The organism is Edwardsiella sp. EA181011, from assembly GCF_000800725.1.
Taxonomy (GTDB): Bacteria; Pseudomonadota; Gammaproteobacteria; order Enterobacterales; family Enterobacteriaceae; genus Edwardsiella; species Edwardsiella anguillarum.
Genome location: NZ_CP011364.1, coordinates 1,879,391 through 1,900,662, shown reverse-complemented (window position 1 = coordinate 1,900,662; position 21,272 = coordinate 1,879,391). Strand labels below are relative to the sequence as shown.

Below are 21,272 nucleotides of genomic sequence, written 5' to 3'. Positions count from 1 at the left end.
CCCTTTTACTGAGCGTGATACAAAATGACGGCCGCCGTGACCAACAGGTTGATCAGCGTCAGCGGCAGGCAGATCCGCCAGCCGAAGGCCATCACCTGGTCATAGCGGGGACGCGGCAGGGAGGCGCGTACCAGAATAAACATCACCATAAAGAACGCCGTCTTGAGGGCGAACCAGATAAACGGCGGCAGCCACGGCCCGTGCCAGCCGCCGAAGAACAGGGTGACGATCAGCGCTGAGATGGTGACAATACCGATGTATTCACCGACGAAGAACAGACCGAACTTCATCCCGGAGTATTCGATATGGTAGCCATCGGCCAACTCCTGCTCAGCCTCCGGCTGGTCGAACGGGTGACGGTGACACACCGCGACGCCGGCGATGATAAAGGTCAGGAAGCCGAAGAACTGCGGAATGATGTTCCACAGATGGCTCTGCGAGTCGACGATCACCTGCATATTGAAGGAGCCGGCCTGCGCCACCACCCCCATCAGCGAAAGGCCGAGGAACACCTCATAGCTCAGGGTCTGCGCCGAGGCGCGCATCGCCCCCAGCAGGGAGTATTTGTTATTGCTCGACCAGCCGGCGAACAGCACCGCATACACCGCCAGCCCGGCCATCATCAGGAAGAACAGGATGCCGATGTTAAGGTCGGCCCCCATCCAGCCCGGCGCCACCGGCACGATGGCAAACGAGAGCAGCAGCGAGCAGAAGGCGATCATCGGCGCCAGGGTAAAGATCAGGCGATCGGTGAACGGCGGAACCCAGTCCTCCTTGAAGAACATCTTGATCATGTCCGCCACCAGCTGCAGCGAACCGCCCCACCCTACCCGGCTTGGCCCGTAGCGGTTCTGGAACAACCCCAGCAGACGGCGTTCACCGAAGCTCATAAAGGCCCCACAGGTGACCACCACCAGCAGGATCACCACAGCCTTCAGCACGGTGAGAAGGATCTCCACCGTATCCGGCGTTATTACGCTCATACCGCAGCCTCCCGCATGTAATCCACTTTAACGCCGTTCAACACCGGCGCGACCCCCGGCATGCCCAGCGGCAGGCCGACCTGACCCGGCTGCAGGCGGCGGCTAATCTGCAGCGGCAGACGCAGCACCTCGCCGGCGCAGCTCAGTTCGATCGTCGCCCCCTCCGACGCGCCCATCCGCGCGGCATCCTCCGGGCAGACCCGCACGCAGGCCTGCGGCATGCGGCGCTGGATCACCGGCGTACGCTGAGTCAGCTCGTCGCTGCCAAACAGATGGTAGTAAGGGGCGATCACCCAGCCGTGCACCTGATACGGCGCCGGTACCTGGGTGAAATAGGGTAATCCGCCGTCACCGGCCGCGATCAGGCGCACGCCCGGATCGCCGAAGCGCAGGTGGCTGCCGACCTCATCCTGGAACTTGTTCCAGGCCTGCGGGGAGTTCCAGCCCGGCGCCCAGGCGAAGGCGAACTCCTGACGCTCGGCCTGCGGCGCGCTGTAGCCCTCCATCGAAAAGGCAAAGGCGGTGTCCTTATCCTGCGGCTGGCGCGGCTCATGGACGCTGATGTTGGCCAGCATCGAGGTACGCCCGCTGTAGCGCAGCGGCTCACGCGCCAGCTTCTGCCCACGCACCCGGAAGGCGGCGTTGGGCGCCGCGTCGACCATGCCGGCGAACTGTGGGCAGGCCTGCACGCAGTCGGCGATCACCTGATCGAGCTGGCTCCAGTCCGGCACCTGCTGGCCGGCGCTCACCCGCAGGGCATGCAGCCAGCGCCACCCCTCCAGCATGATGGTCGGCGACTTCTTCTTCGGATCGTCGTAGAACGCAGGATCGAACACCTGGAAGAAGCGCTGGGCGCGCCCTTCCTGGTTAACCAAGGTACCGTCGCTTTCCGCGAAGCTGGCGGCGGAGAGCACCAGATCGGCGCGATCCATGATGGCCGTGCGCTGATGGTCGATGACGATCAGGCCGTTGGCCTTGGCCAGCGCCGCATCGACGCGCGCCGACGGCGCATGACGGTACAGGTCGTTCTCCAGCACGATCGCGGTATCCGCATAGCCCTGCTCCAGCTGCACCAGCGCGTTATCCAGCGAGGAGGCATCCATCATCGCCAACCCCATGCTGTTGGCCTCAGCCGGTACGAAGGTGATGCCGACCTCCAGCGCACGCTGCTTCAGCGCGCGCGCCACGTTGGCCGCCGCCTCGATCATCGGGGTATAGCCCGCCCCGCTGCCGGTCACGATCAGGGGTTTGCGCGCACCGGCCAGCGCCTGAGCGATGATATCAGCCTGACGGCGCACCTCGTCCGACAGCCCCTCGACCGCCGGCGCGTTTTCATCCAGCGCGTGCGCCACAGCAAAGCCTAAGCGCGCCTGGTCGGCCACCGGCGCGCAGTAATTCAGGGCGGCGATGTCATCCAGGCGAGTTTCATCAATACTGGTGATAAACAGCGGGTACTTGGCGTGCTGGCCGATGTTCTGCACCGCGGCGATCTGCCAGTCGGCCACCCGCTGGGCGGCGGCCATGGCCTGCGCCTTGCCCTTCACCGCCTGACGCAGGGCCAGCGCGATGCGCGCCGCCGTCTGAGTCACATCCTCACCGAGGATCAGCACCGCATCGTACTGCTCCATCTCGCGCAGGGACGGCGTGTAGATACCGCCGTCGCGCAGCACCGACAGCATCAGGTTCAGGCGCTTCAGCTCACCCACGTCGATGCCGCTGTAGAAGTTCTCCGCCCCCACCAGCTCACGCAGGGCGAAGTTGCTCTCCACGCTGGCGCGCGGCGAGCCGATGCCGATCACCTTGCTGGCGCGGCGCAGAATATCGGCCCCGCCCTGCAGCGCCTGCTCGGCGTTGAGATCGATCCAGTCCGTCCCACGGCGCTGCTGCGGCCGGCGCGGACGATCCTTGAGATTGACATAGCCGTAGCCGAAACGGCCGCGATCGCATAGGAAGTAGTGGTTCACGGTGCCGTTGAAGCGGTTTTCGATACGGCGCAGCTCGCCGTAGCGCTCGCCGGGGCTGGTGTTACAGCCGACGCTGCACTGCTGGCAGACGCTGGGGGCAAACTGCATATCCCACTTGCGGTTATAGCGCTCGGAGTGGGTCTTGTCGGTGAACACCCCGGTCGGGCAGATCTCCACCAGGTTGCCGGAAAACTCGCTCTCCAGCGTGCCGCTCTGCGGGCGTCCGAAGTAGACGTTATCGTGGGCGCCGTAGACGCCGAAGTCGGTGCCGCCGGCGTAATCCTTGTAGTAGCGCACGCAGCGGTAGCAGGCGATGCAGCGGTTCATCTCGTGGGAGATAAACGGCCCCAGATCCTGGTTCTCATGAGTACGCTTGGTAAAGCGGTAGCGGCGCAGGCGGTGGCCGGTCATCACGGTCATATCCTGCAGATGACAGTTACCGCCCTCCTCGCACACCGGACAATCGTGTGGGTGGTTGGTCATCAAAAACTCCACCACGCTCTCACGGAACCGCTTGGCCTCCTCGTCATCGATGGCGATATAGGTGCCATCGGCGGCCGGCGTCATACAGGACATCACCAGTCGCCCACGGGTATCCTCCGCGTTCTGGTACTGCTTAACCGCGCACTGGCGGCAGGCGCCGACGCTGCCCAGCGCCGGATGCCAGCAAAAGTAGGGTATGTCGAGCCCCAGGGAGAGACAGGCCTGCAGCAGGTTCTCCGCCCCGTCGACGTCATACTCTTTGCCGTCTACATGTATTGTTGCCATTGACATGCTTCCAAAATAAGAAAACCGTATCCCCCCGCCGTCAACGGCGAAGAGATTCAATTACCAGCGTGATTTCAGTAAGTTGGGCTGAATTCCGCGGATGGGGCTGACGTTGCCGACCGTCTCCCGGGCGATCCCCGCCTCAAACTCTTCGCGGAAGTATTTAATCGCGCTCTGCAGCGGCTCTACCGCCCCGGGGGCGTGGGCGCAGAAGGTATGACCCGGCGCCAGCAGGCGGCACAGCTGCTCAAGGGTTTCGATGTCCCCCGGCTGCCCCTCGCCGCGCTCCAGCGCGCGCAGAATCTTCAGCCCCCACGGCAGACCGTCGCGGCACGGCGTACACCAGCCGCAGGACTCGCGGGCGAAGAAGCTCTCCAGATTGCACAGCAGCGAGACCATGTTGATCTCATGGTCAACCGCCATCGCCAGCGCGGTGCCCAGACGGCTGCCCGCCTTGCCGATGCTGGCGAAGTCCATCGGCAGATCCAGGTGCGCCTCGGTCAAAAAGTCAGTCCCCGCCCCGCCCGGCTGCCAGGCCTTCAGCTTCAGCCCATCGCGCATCCCGCCGGCGTAGTCCTCTAAGATTTCACGCGCCGTCGTGCCGAAGGGCAGCTCCCACAGACCGGGGTTCTTCACCCGCCCGGAGAAGCCCATCAGCTTGGTGCCGGCATCCTGACTTTTGCCGGCGGACAGCCCCTGGTACCAGGCGGCGCCGTGCTCGACGATCGCCGGCACGTTGCACAGCGTCTCCACGTTATTGACGCAGGTCGGCTTGCCCCAGGCGCCGGCGCTGGCCGGGAACGGCGGCTTGGCGCGCGGATTGGCGCGGCGTCCCTCCAGGGAGTTGATCAGCGCCGTCTCCTCGCCGCAGATGTAGCGCCCGGCGCCGGTGTGCACGAACAGATCGAAGTCGAAACCGCTGCCGAGAATATTCTTGCCCAGCAGCCCCGCCGCGCGGGCTTCGTCGATCGCCCGGCGCAGGTTCTCCGCCGCCGTCACATACTCGCCGCGCAGGAAGATATAGCCGCGGTAGGCCTTCAGCGCGTAGGCGCCGATCAGCATCCCCTCCACCAGCAGGTGCGGCAGCTGCTCCATCAGCAGGCGGTCTTTATAGGTGCCCGGCTCCATCTCATCCGCGTTGCACAGCAGGTAGCGGACGTTCATGCTTTCGTCCTTGGGCATCAGGCTCCACTTCAGCCCGGTGGAGAAGCCGGCCCCGCCGCGCCCTTTCAGCCCGGCGTCCTTGACCAGCGTCACCACCTCGTCCTGCGCCATCCCCTTCAGGGCGCGCTCGGCGGCGTGGTAGCCGTTCTTGGCGCGATACTCATCCAGCCACACCGGCTGTTGGTCATCGCGCAGGCGCCAGGTCAGCGGATGCGATTCAGCGGTACGAATAATCTCTCTCATTTGTAGCGCTCCAGCAGTTCGAGGGCCCGCTCCGGCGTCAGGTGATCGTGCAGATCGTCATCGATCATCATGTTCGGCCCCTTGTCGCAGTTGCCCAGGCAGCAGGTCGGCAGCAGGGTAAAACGGCCGTCGAAGGTGGTTTCGCCCGGCTGAATGTTCAGCGTCTGCTCCAGCGCCGCCTTGATACCCTGATAGCCGTTGATATGACATACCACGCTGTCGCAGTAGCGTACGATGTGACGCCCGACCGGCTGGCGGAAGATCTGGCTGTAGAATGTCGCCACCCCCTCGACATCGGCGGCCGGGATCCCCAGCACCTCGGCGATGGCCTCGATCGCCGCATCCGGCACCCAGCCGTGCTCTTTCTGCACGATCTTCAGCGCCTCAATCGATGCGGCGCGCGGATCTTCATAGTGCTCGATTTCATGCTCAATTTCGGCGCGCGCGCTGTCGCTGAGTACAAAAACCGAATCCTTGTCCAATACGTTTTCTGTCATGATTAGCGGTCCACATCTGACATAACAAAATCAATACTGCCGAGGTACACGATCAGGTCGGACACCAGACAGCCACGGATCACCGACGGGATCTGCTGCAGATGCGCATAGCTCGGTGTACGGATACGCGTGCGATAGCTCATGGTGCCGCCGTCGCTGGTCAGGTAGTAACTGTTAATCCCCTTGGTCGCCTCCACCATCTGGAACGACTCGTTGGCCGGCATCACCGGCCCCCAGGAGACCTGCAGGAAGTGGTTGATCAGGGTATCGATATGCTGCAGCGTGCGCTCTTTCGGCGGCGGCGTGGTCAGCGGGTGATCCGCCTTGAACGGCCCCTCCGGCATGTTCTTCAGGCACTGCTGCAGAATGCGCAGGCTCTGGCGGATCTCTTCCACCTTCAGCATCACGCGGTCATAGCAGTCGCCGTTACTGGCGGTCGGCACCTCAAACTCGAAGTTTTCATAGCCGGAGTACGGCCGCCACTTGCGCACGTCGAAGGCGATGCCGGTGGCGCGTAGACCCGCGCCGGTGGTGCCCCAGGCCAGCGCATCCTTGGCGCCATAGGCGGCCACGCCGACGGAGCGCCCTTTCAGAATGGTGTTGTGCAGCGCTGCCTTGACGTAGGAGTCCAGGCGTTTGGGCATCCACTCCAGGAACTCGCGCAGCAGGCGATCCCAGCCCTTGGGCAGGTCATGCGCCACGCCGCCGATGCGGAACCAGGCCGGGTGCATACGGAAACCGGTGACCGCCTCGACGATGTCATAGATCTTCTGACGGTCGGTAAAGGCGAAGAACACCGGCGTCATGGCGCCGACGTCCTGAATAAAGGTGGAGATGTACAGCAGATGGCTGTTGATGCGGAACAGCTCGGAGAGCATCACGCGGATCACCTTCACCCGCTCCGGCACCTCGATCCCGGCCAGCTTCTCCACCGCCAGCACATAGGGCATCTCATTGACGCAGCCGCCCAGGTATTCGATGCGATCGGTATAGGGAATGTAGCTGTGCCAGGACTGACGCTCACCCATCTTCTCGGCGCCGCGGTGGTGATAGCCGATATCCGGCACGCAGTCGACAATGTCTTCGCCGTCCAGCTGCAGCACGATGCGGAAGGCGCCGTGGGATGAGGGGTGGTTCGGCCCCAGGTTGAGGAACATGAAGTCTTCGTTGGCGGTGCCGCGCTGCATCCCCCACTCTTCCGGGCGGAACTTGAGGGACTCCATCTCCAGATCCTGCTTCTGCTTGGTCAGCTCGAAGGGATCGAATTCGGTGGCGCGCGCCGGGTAGTCCTTGCGCAGCGGATGCCCCTGCCAGGTACGCGGCATCAGCAGACGGGTCATATGCGGATGGCCGTCGAAGGTGATGCCGAACAGGTCAAAGGTTTCCCGCTCATACCAGTTGGCGTTGGGGAACTGGCGGGTCACCGTCGGCAGGTGCAGGTCCTGTTCGACCAGGGCCACCTTGAGCATAATATCGCGGTTGCGATCGATGGAGATCAGGTGGTAGAACACGGAGAAGTCCGCCGCCGGCAGTCCCTGGCGGTGGGTACGCAGACGCTCGTCCATACCGTGCAGGTCAAACAGCATCACGTAGGGCTTGGGCAGCTGCCTCAGGAACGCCATCACCTCCAGCAGCTGCTCGCGCTTGACCCACACCACCGGCATCCCGGTTCGGGTTGGCTGGACGCTAAACGCCTCCGGCCCAAAGCGCTTGGTCAACTCCCCGATAACCGGATCGTCGAGATGGTCGTGGGTCTGCCACGCCGGCATCTCGCGATCGTGCGTCGTCGAATCTGTCATAATTTTTTATCACCACGCATTGAATGACACTTGCCGCCGCATCGCGGGGCAAAACGGGCTAAATTCCAACGGCAAACGCGGCGGCCCGCCGCGCCGCGCTTAAATTTCGTCGGGCGTACGCAGGTTGGTTACCGCGATACGCTCCGCGCGCTTACGCTCGCGCTCGGACTGCATATTGGCGCGGTAAACGCCCTGATCACCCACCACCCAGGAGAGCGGACGACGCTCCTGACCGATCGACTCCTGCAGCAGCATCAGCGCCTGCATGTACGCCTCCGGGCGCGGCGGACAGCCGGGGATATACACATCCACCGGAATAAACTTGTCCACCCCCTGTACCACAGAGTAAATATCGTACATGCCGCCGGAGTTGGCGCAGGCGCCCATGGAGATCACCCATTTCGGCTCCAGCATCTGTTCATACAGACGCTGGATAACCGGTGCCATCTTGGTAAAGCAGGTGCCGGCGACCACCATAAAATCCGCCTGTCGCGGCGAGGCGCGCAACACTTCCGCACCAAAACGCGCCACGTCATGCACCGCCGTAAACGACGTCACCATTTCCACATAGCAGCAGGAAAGACCGAAGTTATAGGGCCACAGCGAGTTCTTGCGCCCCCAGTTGACCATGTCGTGCAGGGCGTGATCGAGCTTACCCATGTAGACGCTGCGGTGAACGTGCTGCTCCAGAGGATCGCTCACCACCTCCTGTTTCTGCAGGGGGTAACGGTCGTTATCACCGTCAGGATCGATGCGCGTCAGCGTGTAATCCATCTTTGTTGCCTCATATCTTGATAAAGCGGGTAAATCCTGGCGTCACGGGCCACCATCCGTCGGCTACTGCGGGCGTTTGTCGGTCATGACGATGGGGCTTTCGTGGGTAATGCGGCGCTTGGATCGCGCAGGCGTCCAATCCAGGGCGCCGATGCGCACCAGATAAAATAGGCCGGCCAGCAGAATCAGAATAAACAGCGTGGCCTCGGCAAAACCCAGCCAGCCGTTTTCACGCACCGAAACCGACCAGGCATAAAGATAGAGCGCCTCCACGTCAAAAATAACGAAGAGCATGGCGACCAGGTAAAATTTGGCGGAGAGACGCAGGCGGGCCGAGCCAACCGAATCGATACCGGATTCGTAGGGAATATTCTTGGTACGGGCGCGGGCCTTTCCCCCCAGGGCATAGGCCCCAAGCAACATAAACCCACACAGACCGAGCGCGACGAGAACAAAAACGGCGAATGCCCAATGCTGGGCGATAACTTCAGTGGCTGTTGACATACTCTTATGCTTACTCATTTAACGCGGTATTGCCCGTTGCCGAATCGCTCCAGCAGACAATGACCACAGCGCCCAAGGGAAGGAAATCATCACAGGAACAGCTGTTGATAGGCATATGCGCGCGCAGACAGCGTAACCCTGTGTGTTTTACCTCCATCGATAACCTTTTGTCAACATTAGCAAAAGGAAATATAACATTCGTTTACATCAAAGCAACAAACGCCCTTCGTTATCCAACATCACCACCGAGACAAGCGGTATAAAATCCCAAATAAACGTGGCTGGAATGTAAAAAAACGTGAACGTTTAGTTTCTACTATATCATTTATTGACGCAATTCCTGTTCTCAGGATGAGGTATCTGCGACATTTTTATGATCCAGCGCACGTTTAATTGTAGGATGATATTAGTGAAAAGCGTAATTTATAGAGATGAAACGGAATAAGAGTCAGCCCGCGAGGGGAATTTATTGAGAATGATTTTTATTTAACGAGAAATAGAGACGATGCGAAAAGAAACCGGCGCCTGGCGCCGGAACTATTAATATAAATTAATTTTTTAACAGAAAAATATATCGTTCAATCAATTAATATTCACGGTGCTTGAGCATCTGTGTCGCTCAGCCCTCGTCCGCCTCTGTCGAGGCGCCGCTGCCGTCTCCCCCCTCACGCAGCGCATCGAACAGCGTCACCGCCAGTGGGTTACAGCACTGCGGCGCCAGGCAGAGACTATATTCGGTATCCGCCAGACGCGGCAGACCGTCCGCTTCGCCCAGCACCCGCAGCGATGAGCTCATCATCTCGATCGGGCGGGCCGAGATCCCCAACCCCGCCTTCAGCGCCGCCCGCAGAGCCGGCAGCGTTGAAGCGACGTAGGCCAGACGCCAGGGCAAACCGGCGGCATCCAGCGCCGCGGTCGCCAGACTGCGGAAGGCGCTCGGCTCATCCAGCACCACCAGCTCTATCGGCGCGCCGGGGGTAAAGTCATAGTCGGTGGCGCAAAACCACACCGTCGGGGAGCGGCGTAGCAGGGTGCTGGATAGCGAGGGCTCACACCCCGTCGAGACGGCAAGATCAACCTCATTATCCAGCAGCATCAGCTGAATATCGGCGTTACGCTGCATGCGAACGTCAATCGCCAGCTTGGGATACTGCGCGGTAAAACGGCCCAGCAACTGCGGCAGGATATTGTCGGCGCTGTCGTCGGTCGCCCCCACCACCAGCGTTCCCTGCAGGTGATCGTTGATCAGGGAGTGGCAGGCCTCGTCATTAAAACGCAGGATTTTACGGGCATAGCTTAATAGCTGCATGCCGTGATCCGTCAGATACTTATTGCGTCCTTGGCGGGCAAACAGCTCTTTTCCCACCAGTTGCTCCAGACGCTGCATCTGCTGACTTACGGCAGACTGTGTGCGTTGCACCCGGGCGGCGGCGGCGGCAAACGTCTTCACGTCTGCCACTGCAACAAAGGTGCGCAATAAATCCAAATCCAGATTGATGGGGGGACGTGGTCCGTTGCTCATATCTTTTCTCGTTATTAATCAAAAACAGTTTACCCTGGTGTTCACAACATAAGATAATCTTTAATCATCTTTTTCATCAGGCTTGCATCCTGAATAAAGCACACTAAAGAAACACCGAAAGACAGATAAAGATCACGTTATGTTATCGATAATTATGGCTGAAAATTGCAAAGAAAACATAGGGACTAACAAAGACTTTTTTGCTGCAAAATACTACAGAGTACGATGGAGCACCTCGCAAAGATAACACCCAACACATTGATAAATAATTTTTTTTGCTATTAGCAAAAAGCCAAACCACAAAGCTTTCGCTAATAACGAATAGTTAAGCTAATCTTATATAAATGATTCGCCGCTCCGTTTTTTAATCATCGGCAAAGATTAATTTAAATTAATCATTTGACGCAGGCTTACGCTTAATCGCGTAAATCATAATGCTTATTGAGAATAATACCAATAATCCGCTTAGCAGCATTTGGATACCGCCGCTCAGCATCGCGCCAACATAGGAATAGATCAGCGTCGCCGGCAGTTGTCCCAGTGCCGTCGCGACTAAAAACTCCATCAGTCCCATCGAGGTCAGCCCGGCGGCATAGCTCACCGCGTCAAACGAGACAAAGGGCAGCAGCCGGCAGATCAGCACGGTATAGCGACCATAGCGGGAAAAGAAGCCGTCGCAGCGCCGCAGCGCGGCGGGCGAAACCCAGCGCGCCAGCGTCTCCCGCCCCAGCATCCGCGCCAGGCAAAAACAGAGGGCCGCCGCCGCCGTGGCGCTGAACCAAGAGAGCAGCGCCCCCTGCCACCAGCCAAACAGCGCCGCATTAGCAAAGGTGATGACAAACGCAGGCAGCGGCGCCGCCAGCGCCTGAAAGATCATCAGAAAAAAGGAGACCAGCATCGCCCAGGGACCGAATGACCGCAGGTAGGCCAGCAGCGCGGCGACATCCAAAGAGGCGAGCAGGCGCCCGATCCGCACGGCCTCGTGACGCGCCTCAGGCCAGCACAGCACCAGTAGCACCACCGCCGCGGCACTCCCCACAATCCCATACTTCACGTGACTGGACACGGCATCGCCCTCTGCATAAAACGAACAAGACTACGCATAAATGCCGCCGCCCCCTTTGATGGACGACAACGATTGTGCGTTCGTGCGTGGATTGGTGTAGCATCGCCCTCTCCCAAGCACTTTTGTATGATGGATAAGGGTATATGAGACCACTTCTTTCGCTGGCCGGCGCCCTGTGGCTAGCCGTTACGCTGTGCAGCGACGCCATCGCACAGGCGATCCCGCTACACACACTGCAGGCTCGGCAGGGCGTTGCTATCGACACCCGTCCCAGCGCCGACTATAACGGCTGGCCAGACCAGGGCACCTCAGGTCACGAACCCGGCGCGCTCAACCTCGCCGCCGAGTGGCTGCCGCTGATGGACGATGCGCAGCTGCGCGCCTGGCTCAGCGACCACCGCCTGGACAGCCAGCGAACCGTGGCACTGTACGGTACACCGGCGCAGGTCGACGCCGTCTCCCACCGCCTTCGGGCACTGGGCTTCAGCCATGTCGAACCGCTGAGCGATGCCCTGAGCCAGCCAGACCGTCTGCAGCGTCTGGCCCACTATGAACAGCTGGTTTATCCGCAGTGGCTGCACGATCTGCAGCGGGGTCAGCCGGTGGCCAACCCGCCGGCCGGCCAGTGGAAAGTGTTTGAGGCGGCCTGGGGGGCGCCGAAACAGTATCTGCTCAGCCATATCCCCGGCGCCGGCTACATCGATACCAATACGGTCGAGAGCGAGCCGCTGTGGAATAAAGTCCCCGACGCCCAGCTGAAGGCGCTGCTGGCCAAGCAGGGCATCCGTAGCGATACTACGGTGATCTTATACGGCCGCGACGTCTATGCCGCCGCCCGGGTCGCGCAGATCCTGCTCTACGCCGGGGTGAAGGATGTACGCCTGCTGGACGGGGGTTTTCAGACCTGGCAGCGCGCCGATCTGCCGGTCGAACGAGGTCTTCCCGCAGACTCCACGCCGGCCGCTGACTTTGGCGCCCCCTTCCCCGGCGATCCGCAGCTGATGCTCTCCACCGCCCAGGCGCGCGCCCTGCTGAATCGCCGCGATGCCTCGCTGATCAGCATCCGCTCCTGGCCTGAATTCACCGGCGTCACCAGCGGCTATAGCTACATCAAGCCCAAGGGCGAGATCGCCGGCGCCCGCTGGGGCCACGCCGGCAGCGACGCCACCCATATGGAAGACTTCCATAACCCCGACGGCACCATGCGCGCCGGCGACGACATCGCCGCCATGTGGCGTACCTGGCACATCACGCCGGATCAGCAGGTCGCCTTCTACTGCGGCACCGGCTGGCGGGCCGCCGAAGCCTTCATGTATGCACGGGCCATGGGCTGGTCGCGCATCGGCGTCTATGACGGCGGTTGGTACGAATGGTCAGCCAATCCGGCCAACCCGATCGCCCGTGGCGAACGCGGCCCAGAAAGCAGCTGGCGCTGAGCGTGCGACGGGCGTCGGATCGCTTCCCCGGCCCCGATGCCCTTTATTCACCCTGCGCCGCGTCATCCTGCGCCACCCGGCGCAGGGTGTGATATCCGCCCCACACCCGGGTCAGTGTGGTAAACCAGCACAGCGCCCCGAACAGCCAGGCCAGCGGCGCAAACAGGGACGGCCATAGGCAGAACGCGATAAACAGCAGGATGGTCTCCGTGCCCTCCGTCAGCCCCCCCAGGTAATAAAAGGATTTATGCGGATAGGCCAGCGCCAGTAGACGGTGCTTTTGCGCCAGCGCGGCAAAGGCCAGAAAGCTGCTGCCGGTGCCGATAAAGGCGCACAGCAGCCAGGCGCCGGGCAGCGCATTCTGCGCCGGATCGGCCAGCACAAATCCCAGCGGCAGCAGGGCATAAAACAGAAAGTCGAGGGAGATATCCAGAAATCCCCCGGCGTCGCTGAGCCCCTGGCGGCGCGCCAGCGCCCCATCCAGCCCATCGCACAGCCGGTTGATCAGCACGGCCGCCAGCGCCGCGCCGTACTGCTGCCACATCAGCAGCGGCACCGCCAGTGCGCCAACGGCGAAGCCGAACAGCGTCAGGTGATCGGCGCGCACCCCGCGGCGATCCAACCCGGCGGCCAGACGGGCCAGCGCCGGCTTCAGCGGCGGGTGCAGATAGCGATCAAGCATCCTCGCCTCCCCGACGTCCGGCGGCGGGCGTACACAGCCCCTGCGCGGGGATATCCAGCGCGGCGTTAAAGCGCGCCGACAGATTTTGAAACGCCACCAGCGCCGTCAACTCGGTTAGCGCGCGATCGTCGAAATGGCGGCGCAGCTCCGCCTTCAGCGCCGCAGACACCTGCGGCGGCGTCGCACTGACGGCGTCGGCATAGGCCAGCGCCGCCCGCTCCACCGCGTCAAAGCAGTCGGCCTCCTGCCATGTCGCGACCGCCAGCACCTTATCCAGCGAACCGCTGCGCTGCGCCAGACGCAGCCCGTTGGCATCGATGCAGAAGGCGCAGTCGCAGCGCTGGGAGACCCGGGTCATCACCAGGGCGCGCAGGCTGGGTGTCAACGTGGACTGACGACGCTCAAGGTAACCGACAAACAGGGCGATCAGCCAGAACAGGCGGGGAAAGCGCCCCCACCAGCGGACAGGATTCAGCACTTCGCCGTAGTGGCGCCGCTGCAGATGCAGCAGCGGCGCCAGACTGCGCGGCAGGCGCCGCAGGGGGGCCACCCACTCTGGCTGCGTTGTTTTTTTCACCGACTCTCCCTCTCTGTTGTCGTCGCTTTACGTCACTCGCTCTTTTTATCAGTTTATTTAACCAATAAACACAAATAACATAGTTAAATGAACCACAATAGACGTATAACACCATCTATTTTGCTAAGCATTAGCCGTGAATAATACTGTTTTGCACTAAAAACAGACATCTGTCTTCTAAACCCCGATCGCGGGGAGTACAGTATTTTATATTGCCGTGTCAGTAAGGACACCGATCCGTCAGCGGCGGCGCTGATATAAATAAGGCCACAGAGTTATGTCTCCGATCGAAAAATCCCACAAGCTGGACCACGTATGCTATGACATTCGCGGTCCGGTACTCAAAGAAGCCAAACGGCTGGAAGAAGAAGGCAACAAAGTCCTCAAGCTGAACATTGGCAACCCGGCCCCCTTCGGCTTTGAAGCGCCGGACGAAATTCTGGTCGACGTGATCCGCAACCTGCCGACGGCGCAGGGCTACAGCGACTCTAAAGGGCTCTATTCGGCGCGCAAGGCCATTATGCAGCACTATCAGGCCCGCGACATCCACGACGTCACCGTCGAGGACATTTACATCGGCAACGGCGTCTCCGAGCTTATCGTGCAGTCGATGCAGGCGCTGCTCAACACCAACGATGAGATGCTGGTTCCGGCGCCGGACTACCCGCTGTGGACCGCCGCCGTTGCGCTGTCCGGCGGCAACGCGGTGCACTACCGCTGCGATGAGCAGGCGGACTGGTTCCCCGACATCGACGACATCCGCAGCAAAATCACCCCGCGCACCCGCGGCATCGTCATCATCAACCCCAATAATCCGACCGGCGCCGTCTACAGCAAGGCGCTGTTGGAACAGATTGTGGATCTAGCCCGCGAGCATAACCTGATCATCTTTGCCGATGAGATCTACGACAAGATCCTGTATGACGACGCGCAGCACATCTCGATCGCCTCCCTGGCGCCGGATCTGCTGGTGATCACCTTTAATGGCCTCTCCAAAACCTATCGCGTCGCCGGCTTCCGCCAGGGCTGGATGGTGCTCAGCGGGCCGAAAAAGCACGCCAAGGGCTACATTGAGGGGCTAGAGATGTTGGCTTCCATGCGCCTATGCGCCAACGTGCCGATGCAGCACGCCATTCAGACGGCGCTGGGCGGCTATCAGAGCATCAGCGAATTTATCTGCCCGGGCGGCCGCCTGTATGAACAGCGCAACCGCGCCTGGGAGCTGATCAACCAAATCCCGGGGCTCTCCTGCGTCAAGCCGCGCGGAGCGCTGTACATGTTCCCAAAGATCGACGCCAAACGCTTTAATATTCATAACGATCAGAAGATGGTACTGGATCTGCTGTTGCAGGAAAAAGTCCTGCTGGTGCAGGGGACCGCCTTCAACTGGCCGGAGCCGGATCACTTCCGCATCGTCACCCTGCCGCGGGTTGACGAGCTGGACAGCGCCATCCTCAAGCTGGGGCGCTTCCTGTCGACCTATCACCAGAAATATTGATCCCGCAGCGGCGCCCGAGGGCGCCGCTGTCATTTTTGACGCATAATGGTGAGCTCCATTACTGCGACAGGCATGACATCACCATGAGCCACATCCAGAGCCATTTTTTTGCCCATCTCGCCCGCCTGAAACTGATCAGCCGCTGGCCGCTGATGCGCAACGTGCGCACCGAAAACGTCTCCGAGCACAGCCTGCAGGTTGCCTTTGTCGCCCACGCCCTGGCGATTATCAAAAACCGTCTGTTTGGCGGCAGCGTGGACGCGGAGCGTGTCGCCTTACAGGCCATGTACCACGACGCCAGCGAAGTGCTCACCGGCGATCTGCCGACGCCCATCAAGTACTACAATCCGCAGATAGCCCACGAATACAAAAAGATAGAGGAGATGGCACAGCAGAAGCTGCTGGCCATGCTGCCCGCCGAGCTGCGCCAGGATTTTTTACCGCTGATCGACGAACGTAGTTACCCGCCGGAGGAGCGCCAAATAGTCAAACAGGCCGATGCGCTGTGCGCCTATCTGAAATGTCTGGAGGAGCTCGCCGCCGGCAACCAGGAGTTTCTGCTGGCCAAGGCGCGGCTGGAAAAAACCCTGGATCAGCGCAATAGCCCGGAAATGGCGTACTTTATCCAGGTCTTCGTGCCGAGCTTCACCCTGTCACTGGATGAGATCAGCCAGGATACCCCGCTGTAATCCGGGCATCGGTCTGCACCGCCCCTAAAACGGGAACAACCAGGGCACCACCGCCACGCTGACCAGCATCACCAGCAGCGTGAAGGGCACCCCGATACGCACGAAGTCGCCAAAGCGGTAGTTGCCCGGCCCCAGCACCAGGGTATTGACCGGTGAAGAGACCGGGGTCATAAAGGCCGCCGAGGCCGAAATGGCGATAATGATGGCGAAGGGATAGGGCGACATCTGCAGCTCGCGCGCCACGGCGATGGCGATGGGCGCCATCAGCACCGCGGTGGCGGTATTGGAGATAAACAGCCCGATCACCGCACACAGCACAAACAGGCAGCCTAAGATGCCGCGCGGCCCCAGACCGCCGACGGCGTCGGTCAGCCCGCGCACCGCCAGCTCGATCCCGCCGGTTTTCTGCAGCGCCAGCGCAAAGGGCAGCATGCCGACGATCAGAATCAGGCTAGGCCAGTGGATCGCCTTGTAGGCGCTCTCCATATCGATGCAGCGAAACTTGCCCATCAGCAGGCAGGCGATCAGCGCGGCGATAACGTTGGGGATCTCCGCCGTCAGCATCATGGCGATCATCAGCGCCAGGCAAAACAGCGCATGGGGGGCCTGAGAGAGCGCGGGGACCTCGTCGTCGACCTCCGCCGGCAGACTCAGCACCACAAAGTTACGCGCATTCTGCTGTAGCTGACGCAGCTGGCGGATCTGGCGCCAGCTGCCGATGACCAGCAGAATATCGCCCATCTGCAGCGGCTCGTCCACCAGCTTGCCCTCCAGCGCGTTGCCATTGCGGCGAATACCGACCACGTTCAGCCCATAGCGGGTACGGAACGTGACTTCGCGCAGGGTTTTTCCGATCACCTCGGCCTCCGGCACCAGGGTGACTTCGGCCATGCCGACGTCGCGCGCCTGCTCAGAGAAGTACTCGCCGCGCAGCACCATCGGCTCCAGCAGCTGCTCGGCGCAGAAGGCGCGGACATCCACCTGCGGATCGGACATATCGACCAGCAGTACGTCGCGCGCCTTCAGCTCCGTATCCCCAAAGGCGCTGACCATCACCCGGCGGAACTTACGCCAGCGCTCGATCCCCACCACGTTGGCGCCGTAGCGGGCGCGCAGGTGCAGCTCATCCAGGGTATGGCCGATCAGCGGCGAGCCATGGCGCAGCGCCAGGCGCCGGGCGCGCCCGGCCAGGCGATAGTCCCGGATTAAATCGCGAAAGGTGCGCCGCTGCCAGTTATCCTTGTGCGGCGCCTGCTGCGCGGCGCCCAGCCAGCGGCGAGCGATCAGCATATAGCCAATCCCCAGCAGCAGTACGATGATCCCGATGGGCGTAACGCTGAAGAAACGCAGTCCCCCCAGCCCTTCGCGCACCAGTTCGCTGCTGACGATCATGTTAGGCGGGGTCGCCACCAGCGTCATCATTCCGCTGATAAGCCCGGCAAAGCTCAGCGGCATCATCAGCCGGCCCGGCGCGGTTTTCATCCGCGCCGCCACGCTCAGCACCACCGGAATAAAAATGGCCACCACCCCGGTCGAGCTCATCACGGCGCCCAGCAGGGCGACCGTGCCCATCAGCAGCACCAGCATCTTGGCCTCGCTGTCGCCGGCCACCCGCATCAGCCACTCGCCGACCTGATAGGCGACGCCGGTGCGTACCAGACCGTCACCGATCACGAACAGCGCGGCGATCAACAGCACGTTGGGATCGCTGAAACCGGCGGTAGCCTCGGCCAGGGTCAGCGTTCCGCTCAGCACGAACGCAACGATGATCAGCAGGGCGACCACATCCATCCGCAGTCTGTTGGTGGCAAACAGCACGATGGCCACCAGCAGTAAGCTTAATACCCACACCAACTGACCGTTCACGACGTCTCCCTTTACAACACCCTCTCCTGCCGCTTTTTCCCCGCTGACGTGGGGCATATCCCTTAACCATGGATAACACAAACGGGTTAACTGCGATAAACTATGCCATAAAATAACCAACGGATGCAGGGGGATTTTATCCGCGGCGTCTCCCCGCCAGACGGCACGCCGCGGACAAGGGAAACGCGGTGATGCTGCGCCCTCCCACATCGCGCCCTGCGTGATTAAAAACTCACCCGATAGCTCAGCCGGCGCGCAACTCTCCCGAGCCGAAGCCTGTATCACGATACCCACTCTCCAGCGTCACCTGCTGCCGGGCGCTCATCGTACCCGGGTAACCCGCCTCGATCTCCGGCATCACCCGTGCGATTTTCGCTAACCGATAGCGACTGACCAACCCGCCGAAGCCGCCCAATACCGTCGCGCTCGCGCCGCCGTTGGCGCTATGACGATCCTTACGCAGATCCGCCCGCAGAGTGAGGTTGGCACACCCTCTGCGGCGATAGGCGCTTTCTGCGCCAGTGCGCCGGCTAATGACCCTGCTGCGTTGCCCAGCAAAAGTGGCGAGGAAAGGTGCGCTCCCCTGCTCATCATCGCCTTCCCCACGCGTATCACTGTAGCTCAATGCGAGAAAAGGCGTCAGGCGATAGTTGGGCATCGGCGCGAAGGTATAGCCGTATTCAGCGCCTGGCTACGCGCCGAGCCGCGGCTACCCCGACGCTCGACACCGTTGTCATAGGCACGGTCGATATCGAGTGAGGCATCAAGCCAACGGATACCGGCATATCCCTTCCAGCCCGGCTCCTGCGCGTTGCCAATCCCGACAAAGCTCGTGACGATCGGGGTATTCTGTTTCACCGCTCTGCCGCCGTCGCTCTTAATACGCGCCAGCAGGGCCGATAAACTCACGCCGATGCGACTATGCTGCGCCGCTTGATGCGCGATGCTATCGGCGCGCGGTAAGCAGTAGGCAGTAGGCAGTAGGCAGTAGGCAGTAGGCAGTAGGCAGTAGGCAGTAGGCAGTAGGCAGTAGGCTAGCCTCCCCCCGCCGGTGACGACAACGTCACAGGCGAGGAGGGACAGGAGGGACATCGCGCCGTGACCGCGCAACAGTGCGCCGTCGTCGTCGCAACAGGACGTCGGCTGACGGCCTAATCTTGCACCAAGGCGATCTCGGCCTCGTCGCCAACGCGCGTCACGGCGATCAACGCCAGGCTACGCAATACCAAGGTCACCTTATCCAGCTTGGGGGTCTCCGCCGGGGCGTTGACGGCGATCACCTGGCAACCGGCCGTCAGCCCGGCTAGGATCCCGGCCGGAGCATCTTCCACCACGGCGCAGGCACCCGGCGCCAGCTCTAGCCTTTGCGCCCCCAGCAGATAGGCATCCGGCTCCGGCTTGCCGCGCTGCACCTGTTCTGCGGTGATAAACACCGCCGGCTTCGGCAGCCCGGCGGCCTTACAGCGCGCATAGGCCACCGGCACCGACCCCGAGGTCACGATCCCCCAGGGGATCTCCAGCGCATCGAGACGGGCGATCAGTGCGGCGGCGCCGGGCATCGCAACGATGCCGTCGGTGTCGCGCGACTCCAGCGCCTCCAGCCAGTCGAACTCTTCCTGCAGGCGCGCCTCATCGGCGTCCGGCATAAAGTGACGCAGGGAGGTGATCGCCTGCTTACCATGAATAAATTCCAATACTTGCTGAGGATTGATCCCCTGACGCTTGGCCCAGTTAATCCACGAACGTTCCACCACCGGCAATGAGTCCACCAGGGTTCCATCGAGGTCAAACAAAAAACCTTTACACTTCACGGGTACTCCTCATGACAAAATCAACCGCCGTTACGCATTCAAAATTTGCGTAATCTCGACGGCGCTTAAATGGTACTGGCGCGGACAGGCATGCCAAACGGCCAGCATGCGCAGGTACTTATCCCACATTTTGGTCTGGGCGTTGAAGCCATGGGTGCCGCAGTCAAAGTGGGTATAGCGCCCTTCGGTATTCACCAGAAAACGGACGTAGCTCAGATAGCGCGCCTCCGTCGCCGCATCGAACCCCAGGAACTCCAGGCGACGGGCGTCGATATCCTGGCGCTCTTTCAGGTTATTGTAAGAGACCTGCAGCGCGTGGTGCATCTCCATTATATCGATGATGCTGCGACAGGTCTCTTCCGGCAGTTCGCCAAAGTCGCGATCCAGCTCGCGCAGCTGCAGGCCAAACCCCCGCTCAATGATCGTCTGCAGACGGCGGTAGCGTTCGGCGTTATCCGGATCGAGCATCGACATCATTTTATACTGATTGGAGAGGATCAGGCGCTGTGCATTGGTCATTTCCATTTTTACTGTCCTTATCGGCCGACGACGGCCAGAATTACCACGGTCAATATTCGCCGCTCAGCATGACATATTGCCAAATTCACCAACAGTGTAATAAAAGGTGTTTTTTGATCCAGGCAAATATTTAGACCAATAAAAAGGTGATTAAACGCCCAGCACGACCATTAATTATCACGACACACTCATTTTAAGCACAAATAATTAACAGCGGCGCTTAGATATCGTCCAGAAAGGTTTTATCCAGCTGCTTACAGCAGCGGCGCAGCAGCTCCGCCAGCGACTGGTAGGTCGGCGCGCCATCGACGGGCGCCAGGGCGATGCCGGCGGTCTGCAGCTTGTCGCGCAGCTGATGAAACCACTGCAGCAGCGTCGGCGGCAGCGGCGTTACCGCGCGTTTGCCCAGCCACCACAGCCCCTGCATCGGTAGGCTACAGGCAAACAGCGCCGTCGCGATGGCCGGTCCCAGCTGGCCGCCCAGGGCGATTTGCCAGCACAGGGTAAACATGGCGATCGGCGGCATAAAGCGAATGGCGAAGCGGGTGGCGCGGGTCACGCGGTTTTCCGGGAACACCGGCGCCAGACGTTTTTCATTCGGCCAGGTCTTCATATAGATCTGACCGCGCTGGAAAAGGCGGAACCAGGCGACGTGCGGCGTGGGGGCAGATGACATGGCAACCTCAATTTATTCGATAAGAGTTAAAAAAAAATCATAAAATGAAAACAAAAAATATGCGGCCTCAAATTTATTTTGTTTTTAAAGGCCGCTATCGGTATTCTAAGCCGGCCTTGAGGCCGCCGTCAGTCAAGAAGGGTAAAAAATCCTCCATACCGCTGACGCCCGCACTCATCGCCCCCGTATTAAGGAGTGCCACCGCCGTTCGCGGCCTGGCGAAAACCGTTACGG

20 protein-coding genes are annotated in these 21,272 nt (G+C 61.0%); 3 read left to right on the top strand and 17 right to left on the bottom strand.

Annotation, left to right across the window (positions count from 1 at the left end; genetic code table 11):
* Positions 1 to 5 precede the first annotated feature (5 nt).
* The 9 genes from nuoH to QY76_RS08415 all read right to left on the bottom strand — a co-directional run bounded on the left by nuoH (position 6) and on the right by QY76_RS08415 (position 11,284).
* On the bottom strand, positions 6 to 983 hold the full coding sequence (gene nuoH / locus QY76_RS08455; protein WP_034162620.1) for an NADH-quinone oxidoreductase subunit NuoH: 978 nt from the start codon (positions 981 to 983) through the stop codon (positions 6 to 8).
* The gene (gene nuoG / locus QY76_RS08450; RefSeq protein WP_045424231.1) at positions 980 to 3,715 is read right to left on the bottom strand and encodes an NADH-quinone oxidoreductase subunit NuoG; all 2,736 of its coding nucleotides are present in this window, start codon (positions 3,713 to 3,715) and stop codon (positions 980 to 982) included. Before nuoG ends, nuoH begins: the two co-directional genes overlap by 4 nt.
* Before the next feature lie 60 nt (positions 3,716 to 3,775).
* Positions 3,776 to 5,122, bottom strand: coding sequence for an NADH-quinone oxidoreductase subunit NuoF (nuoF, locus tag QY76_RS08445; protein WP_045424228.1), 1,347 nt, complete (start codon positions 5,120 to 5,122; stop codon positions 3,776 to 3,778).
* The gene (gene nuoE / locus QY76_RS08440; RefSeq protein ID WP_034162623.1) at positions 5,119 to 5,619 is read right to left on the bottom strand and encodes an NADH-quinone oxidoreductase subunit NuoE; all 501 of its coding nucleotides are present in this window, start codon (positions 5,617 to 5,619) and stop codon (positions 5,119 to 5,121) included. The genes nuoF and nuoE overlap by 4 nt, the downstream gene beginning before the upstream one ends.
* Before the next feature lie 2 nt (positions 5,620 to 5,621).
* Positions 5,622 to 7,418, bottom strand: a complete 1,797-nt coding sequence (nuoC, locus tag QY76_RS08435; protein ID WP_034162624.1) for an NADH-quinone oxidoreductase subunit C/D — start codon at positions 7,416 to 7,418, stop codon at positions 5,622 to 5,624.
* Between the two features lie 99 nt (positions 7,419 to 7,517).
* A complete protein-coding gene (locus tag QY76_RS08430; protein WP_012849213.1) occupies positions 7,518 to 8,192 on the bottom strand; it encodes an NADH-quinone oxidoreductase subunit B family protein in 675 nt (224 codons plus the stop codon).
* Between the two features lie 63 nt (positions 8,193 to 8,255).
* Complete coding sequence (locus QY76_RS08425; protein WP_045424225.1) at positions 8,256 to 8,696, bottom strand: NADH-quinone oxidoreductase subunit A; 441 nt, start codon at positions 8,694 to 8,696, stop codon at positions 8,256 to 8,258.
* A 619-nt stretch (positions 8,697 to 9,315) separates the two neighbouring features.
* A complete protein-coding gene (locus QY76_RS08420) occupies positions 9,316 to 10,218 on the bottom strand; it encodes a LysR substrate-binding domain-containing protein (protein WP_034162625.1) in 903 nt (300 codons plus the stop codon).
* Positions 10,219 to 10,609: 391 nt separating this feature from the next.
* Positions 10,610 to 11,284, bottom strand: a complete 675-nt coding sequence (locus QY76_RS08415) for a TVP38/TMEM64 family protein (RefSeq protein WP_225865100.1) — start codon at positions 11,282 to 11,284, stop codon at positions 10,610 to 10,612.
* Between the two features lie 143 nt (positions 11,285 to 11,427).
* Between QY76_RS08415 and QY76_RS08410 the strand changes: the two genes are divergently transcribed.
* Complete coding sequence (locus QY76_RS08410; protein WP_034162626.1) at positions 11,428 to 12,720, top strand: rhodanese-like domain-containing protein; 1,293 nt, start codon at positions 11,428 to 11,430, stop codon at positions 12,718 to 12,720.
* A gap of 43 nt (positions 12,721 to 12,763) precedes the next feature.
* On the opposite strand, the gene QY76_RS08405 is transcribed toward QY76_RS08410, so the two are convergent.
* Positions 12,764 to 13,402, bottom strand: coding sequence for a CDP-alcohol phosphatidyltransferase family protein (locus QY76_RS08405; protein WP_034162627.1), 639 nt, complete (start codon positions 13,400 to 13,402; stop codon positions 12,764 to 12,766).
* Entirely contained in the window at positions 13,395 to 13,979 is a 585-nt protein-coding gene (locus QY76_RS08400) for a carboxymuconolactone decarboxylase family protein (protein ID WP_034162628.1), read from the bottom strand. The genes QY76_RS08405 and QY76_RS08400 overlap by 8 nt, the downstream gene beginning before the upstream one ends.
* A gap of 277 nt (positions 13,980 to 14,256) precedes the next feature.
* Here QY76_RS08400 and QY76_RS08395 point away from each other — a divergent pair, with 277 nt between their 5' ends.
* Complete coding sequence (locus tag QY76_RS08395) at positions 14,257 to 15,477, top strand: pyridoxal phosphate-dependent aminotransferase (protein WP_034162629.1); 1,221 nt, start codon at positions 14,257 to 14,259, stop codon at positions 15,475 to 15,477.
* Positions 15,478 to 15,560: 83 nt separating this feature from the next.
* Positions 15,561 to 16,166 carry a 5'-deoxynucleotidase gene (gene yfbR / locus QY76_RS08390; RefSeq protein WP_034162630.1) on the top strand — a complete coding sequence of 202 codons (606 nt, stop codon included), beginning with the start codon at positions 15,561 to 15,563 and terminating at the stop codon, positions 16,164 to 16,166.
* Between the two features lie 24 nt (positions 16,167 to 16,190).
* Here the strand turns inward: yfbR and QY76_RS08385 are convergent, their stop codons facing one another.
* The 6 genes from QY76_RS08385 to yfbV form a co-directional block, all read right to left on the bottom strand.
* A complete protein-coding gene (locus QY76_RS08385) occupies positions 16,191 to 18,032 on the bottom strand; it encodes an SLC13 family permease (protein ID WP_034162631.1) in 1,842 nt (613 codons plus the stop codon).
* Positions 18,033 to 18,276: 244 nt separating this feature from the next.
* The gene (locus QY76_RS08380) at positions 18,277 to 18,690 is read right to left on the bottom strand and encodes a hypothetical protein (RefSeq protein ID WP_034162632.1); all 414 of its coding nucleotides are present in this window, start codon (positions 18,688 to 18,690) and stop codon (positions 18,277 to 18,279) included.
* On the bottom strand, positions 18,672 to 19,124 hold the full coding sequence (locus tag QY76_RS08375) for a hypothetical protein (RefSeq protein WP_049648782.1): 453 nt from the start codon (positions 19,122 to 19,124) through the stop codon (positions 18,672 to 18,674). Before QY76_RS08375 ends, QY76_RS08380 begins: the two co-directional genes overlap by 19 nt.
* 59 nt (positions 19,125 to 19,183) lie before the next feature.
* Positions 19,184 to 19,843 carry a sugar phosphatase gene (locus QY76_RS08370; protein ID WP_034162634.1) on the bottom strand — a complete coding sequence of 220 codons (660 nt, stop codon included), beginning with the start codon at positions 19,841 to 19,843 and terminating at the stop codon, positions 19,184 to 19,186.
* Positions 19,844 to 19,873: 30 nt separating this feature from the next.
* Positions 19,874 to 20,368: a YfbU family protein gene (locus QY76_RS08365; RefSeq protein ID WP_034162635.1), complete on the bottom strand. Its 495-nt coding sequence runs from the start codon at positions 20,366 to 20,368 to the stop codon at positions 19,874 to 19,876.
* Between the two features lie 214 nt (positions 20,369 to 20,582).
* The gene (gene yfbV / locus QY76_RS08360; RefSeq protein ID WP_034162636.1) at positions 20,583 to 21,038 is read right to left on the bottom strand and encodes a terminus macrodomain insulation protein YfbV; all 456 of its coding nucleotides are present in this window, start codon (positions 21,036 to 21,038) and stop codon (positions 20,583 to 20,585) included.
* Between the last annotated feature and the right edge of the window lie 234 nt (positions 21,039 to 21,272).

Coding starts and splice junctions, on each gene's coding strand:
- nuoC (WP_034162624.1), bottom strand. CDS start 7,418: ATGACAGATTCGACGACGCACGATCGCGAGATGCCGGCGTGGCAGACC.
- yfbV (WP_034162636.1), bottom strand. CDS start 21,038: ATGTCATCTGCCCCCACGCCGCACGTCGCCTGGTTCCGCCTTTTCCAG.
- nuoG (WP_045424231.1), bottom strand. CDS start 3,715: ATGGCAACAATACATGTAGACGGCAAAGAGTATGACGTCGACGGGGCG.
- QY76_RS08395 (WP_034162629.1), top strand. CDS start 14,257: ATGTCTCCGATCGAAAAATCCCACAAGCTGGACCACGTATGCTATGAC.
- QY76_RS08380 (WP_034162632.1), bottom strand. CDS start 18,690: ATGCCCAACTATCGCCTGACGCCTTTTCTCGCATTGAGCTACAGTGAT.
- QY76_RS08420 (WP_034162625.1), bottom strand. CDS start 10,218: ATGAGCAACGGACCACGTCCCCCCATCAATCTGGATTTGGATTTATTG.
- nuoH (WP_034162620.1), bottom strand. CDS start 983: ATGAGCGTAATAACGCCGGATACGGTGGAGATCCTTCTCACCGTGCTG.
- QY76_RS08425 (WP_045424225.1), bottom strand. CDS start 8,696: ATGTCAACAGCCACTGAAGTTATCGCCCAGCATTGGGCATTCGCCGTT.
- QY76_RS08430 (WP_012849213.1), bottom strand. CDS start 8,192: ATGGATTACACGCTGACGCGCATCGATCCTGACGGTGATAACGACCGT.
- QY76_RS08410 (WP_034162626.1), top strand. CDS start 11,428: ATGAGACCACTTCTTTCGCTGGCCGGCGCCCTGTGGCTAGCCGTTACG.
- QY76_RS08365 (WP_034162635.1), bottom strand. CDS start 20,368: ATGGAAATGACCAATGCACAGCGCCTGATCCTCTCCAATCAGTATAAA.
- QY76_RS08405 (WP_034162627.1), bottom strand. CDS start 13,402: ATGCTTGATCGCTATCTGCACCCGCCGCTGAAGCCGGCGCTGGCCCGT.
- yfbR (WP_034162630.1), top strand. CDS start 15,561: ATGAGCCACATCCAGAGCCATTTTTTTGCCCATCTCGCCCGCCTGAAA.
- QY76_RS08375 (WP_049648782.1), bottom strand. CDS start 19,124: ATGTCCCTCCTGTCCCTCCTCGCCTGTGACGTTGTCGTCACCGGCGGG.
- nuoE (WP_034162623.1), bottom strand. CDS start 5,619: ATGACAGAAAACGTATTGGACAAGGATTCGGTTTTTGTACTCAGCGAC.
- nuoF (WP_045424228.1), bottom strand. CDS start 5,122: ATGAGAGAGATTATTCGTACCGCTGAATCGCATCCGCTGACCTGGCGC.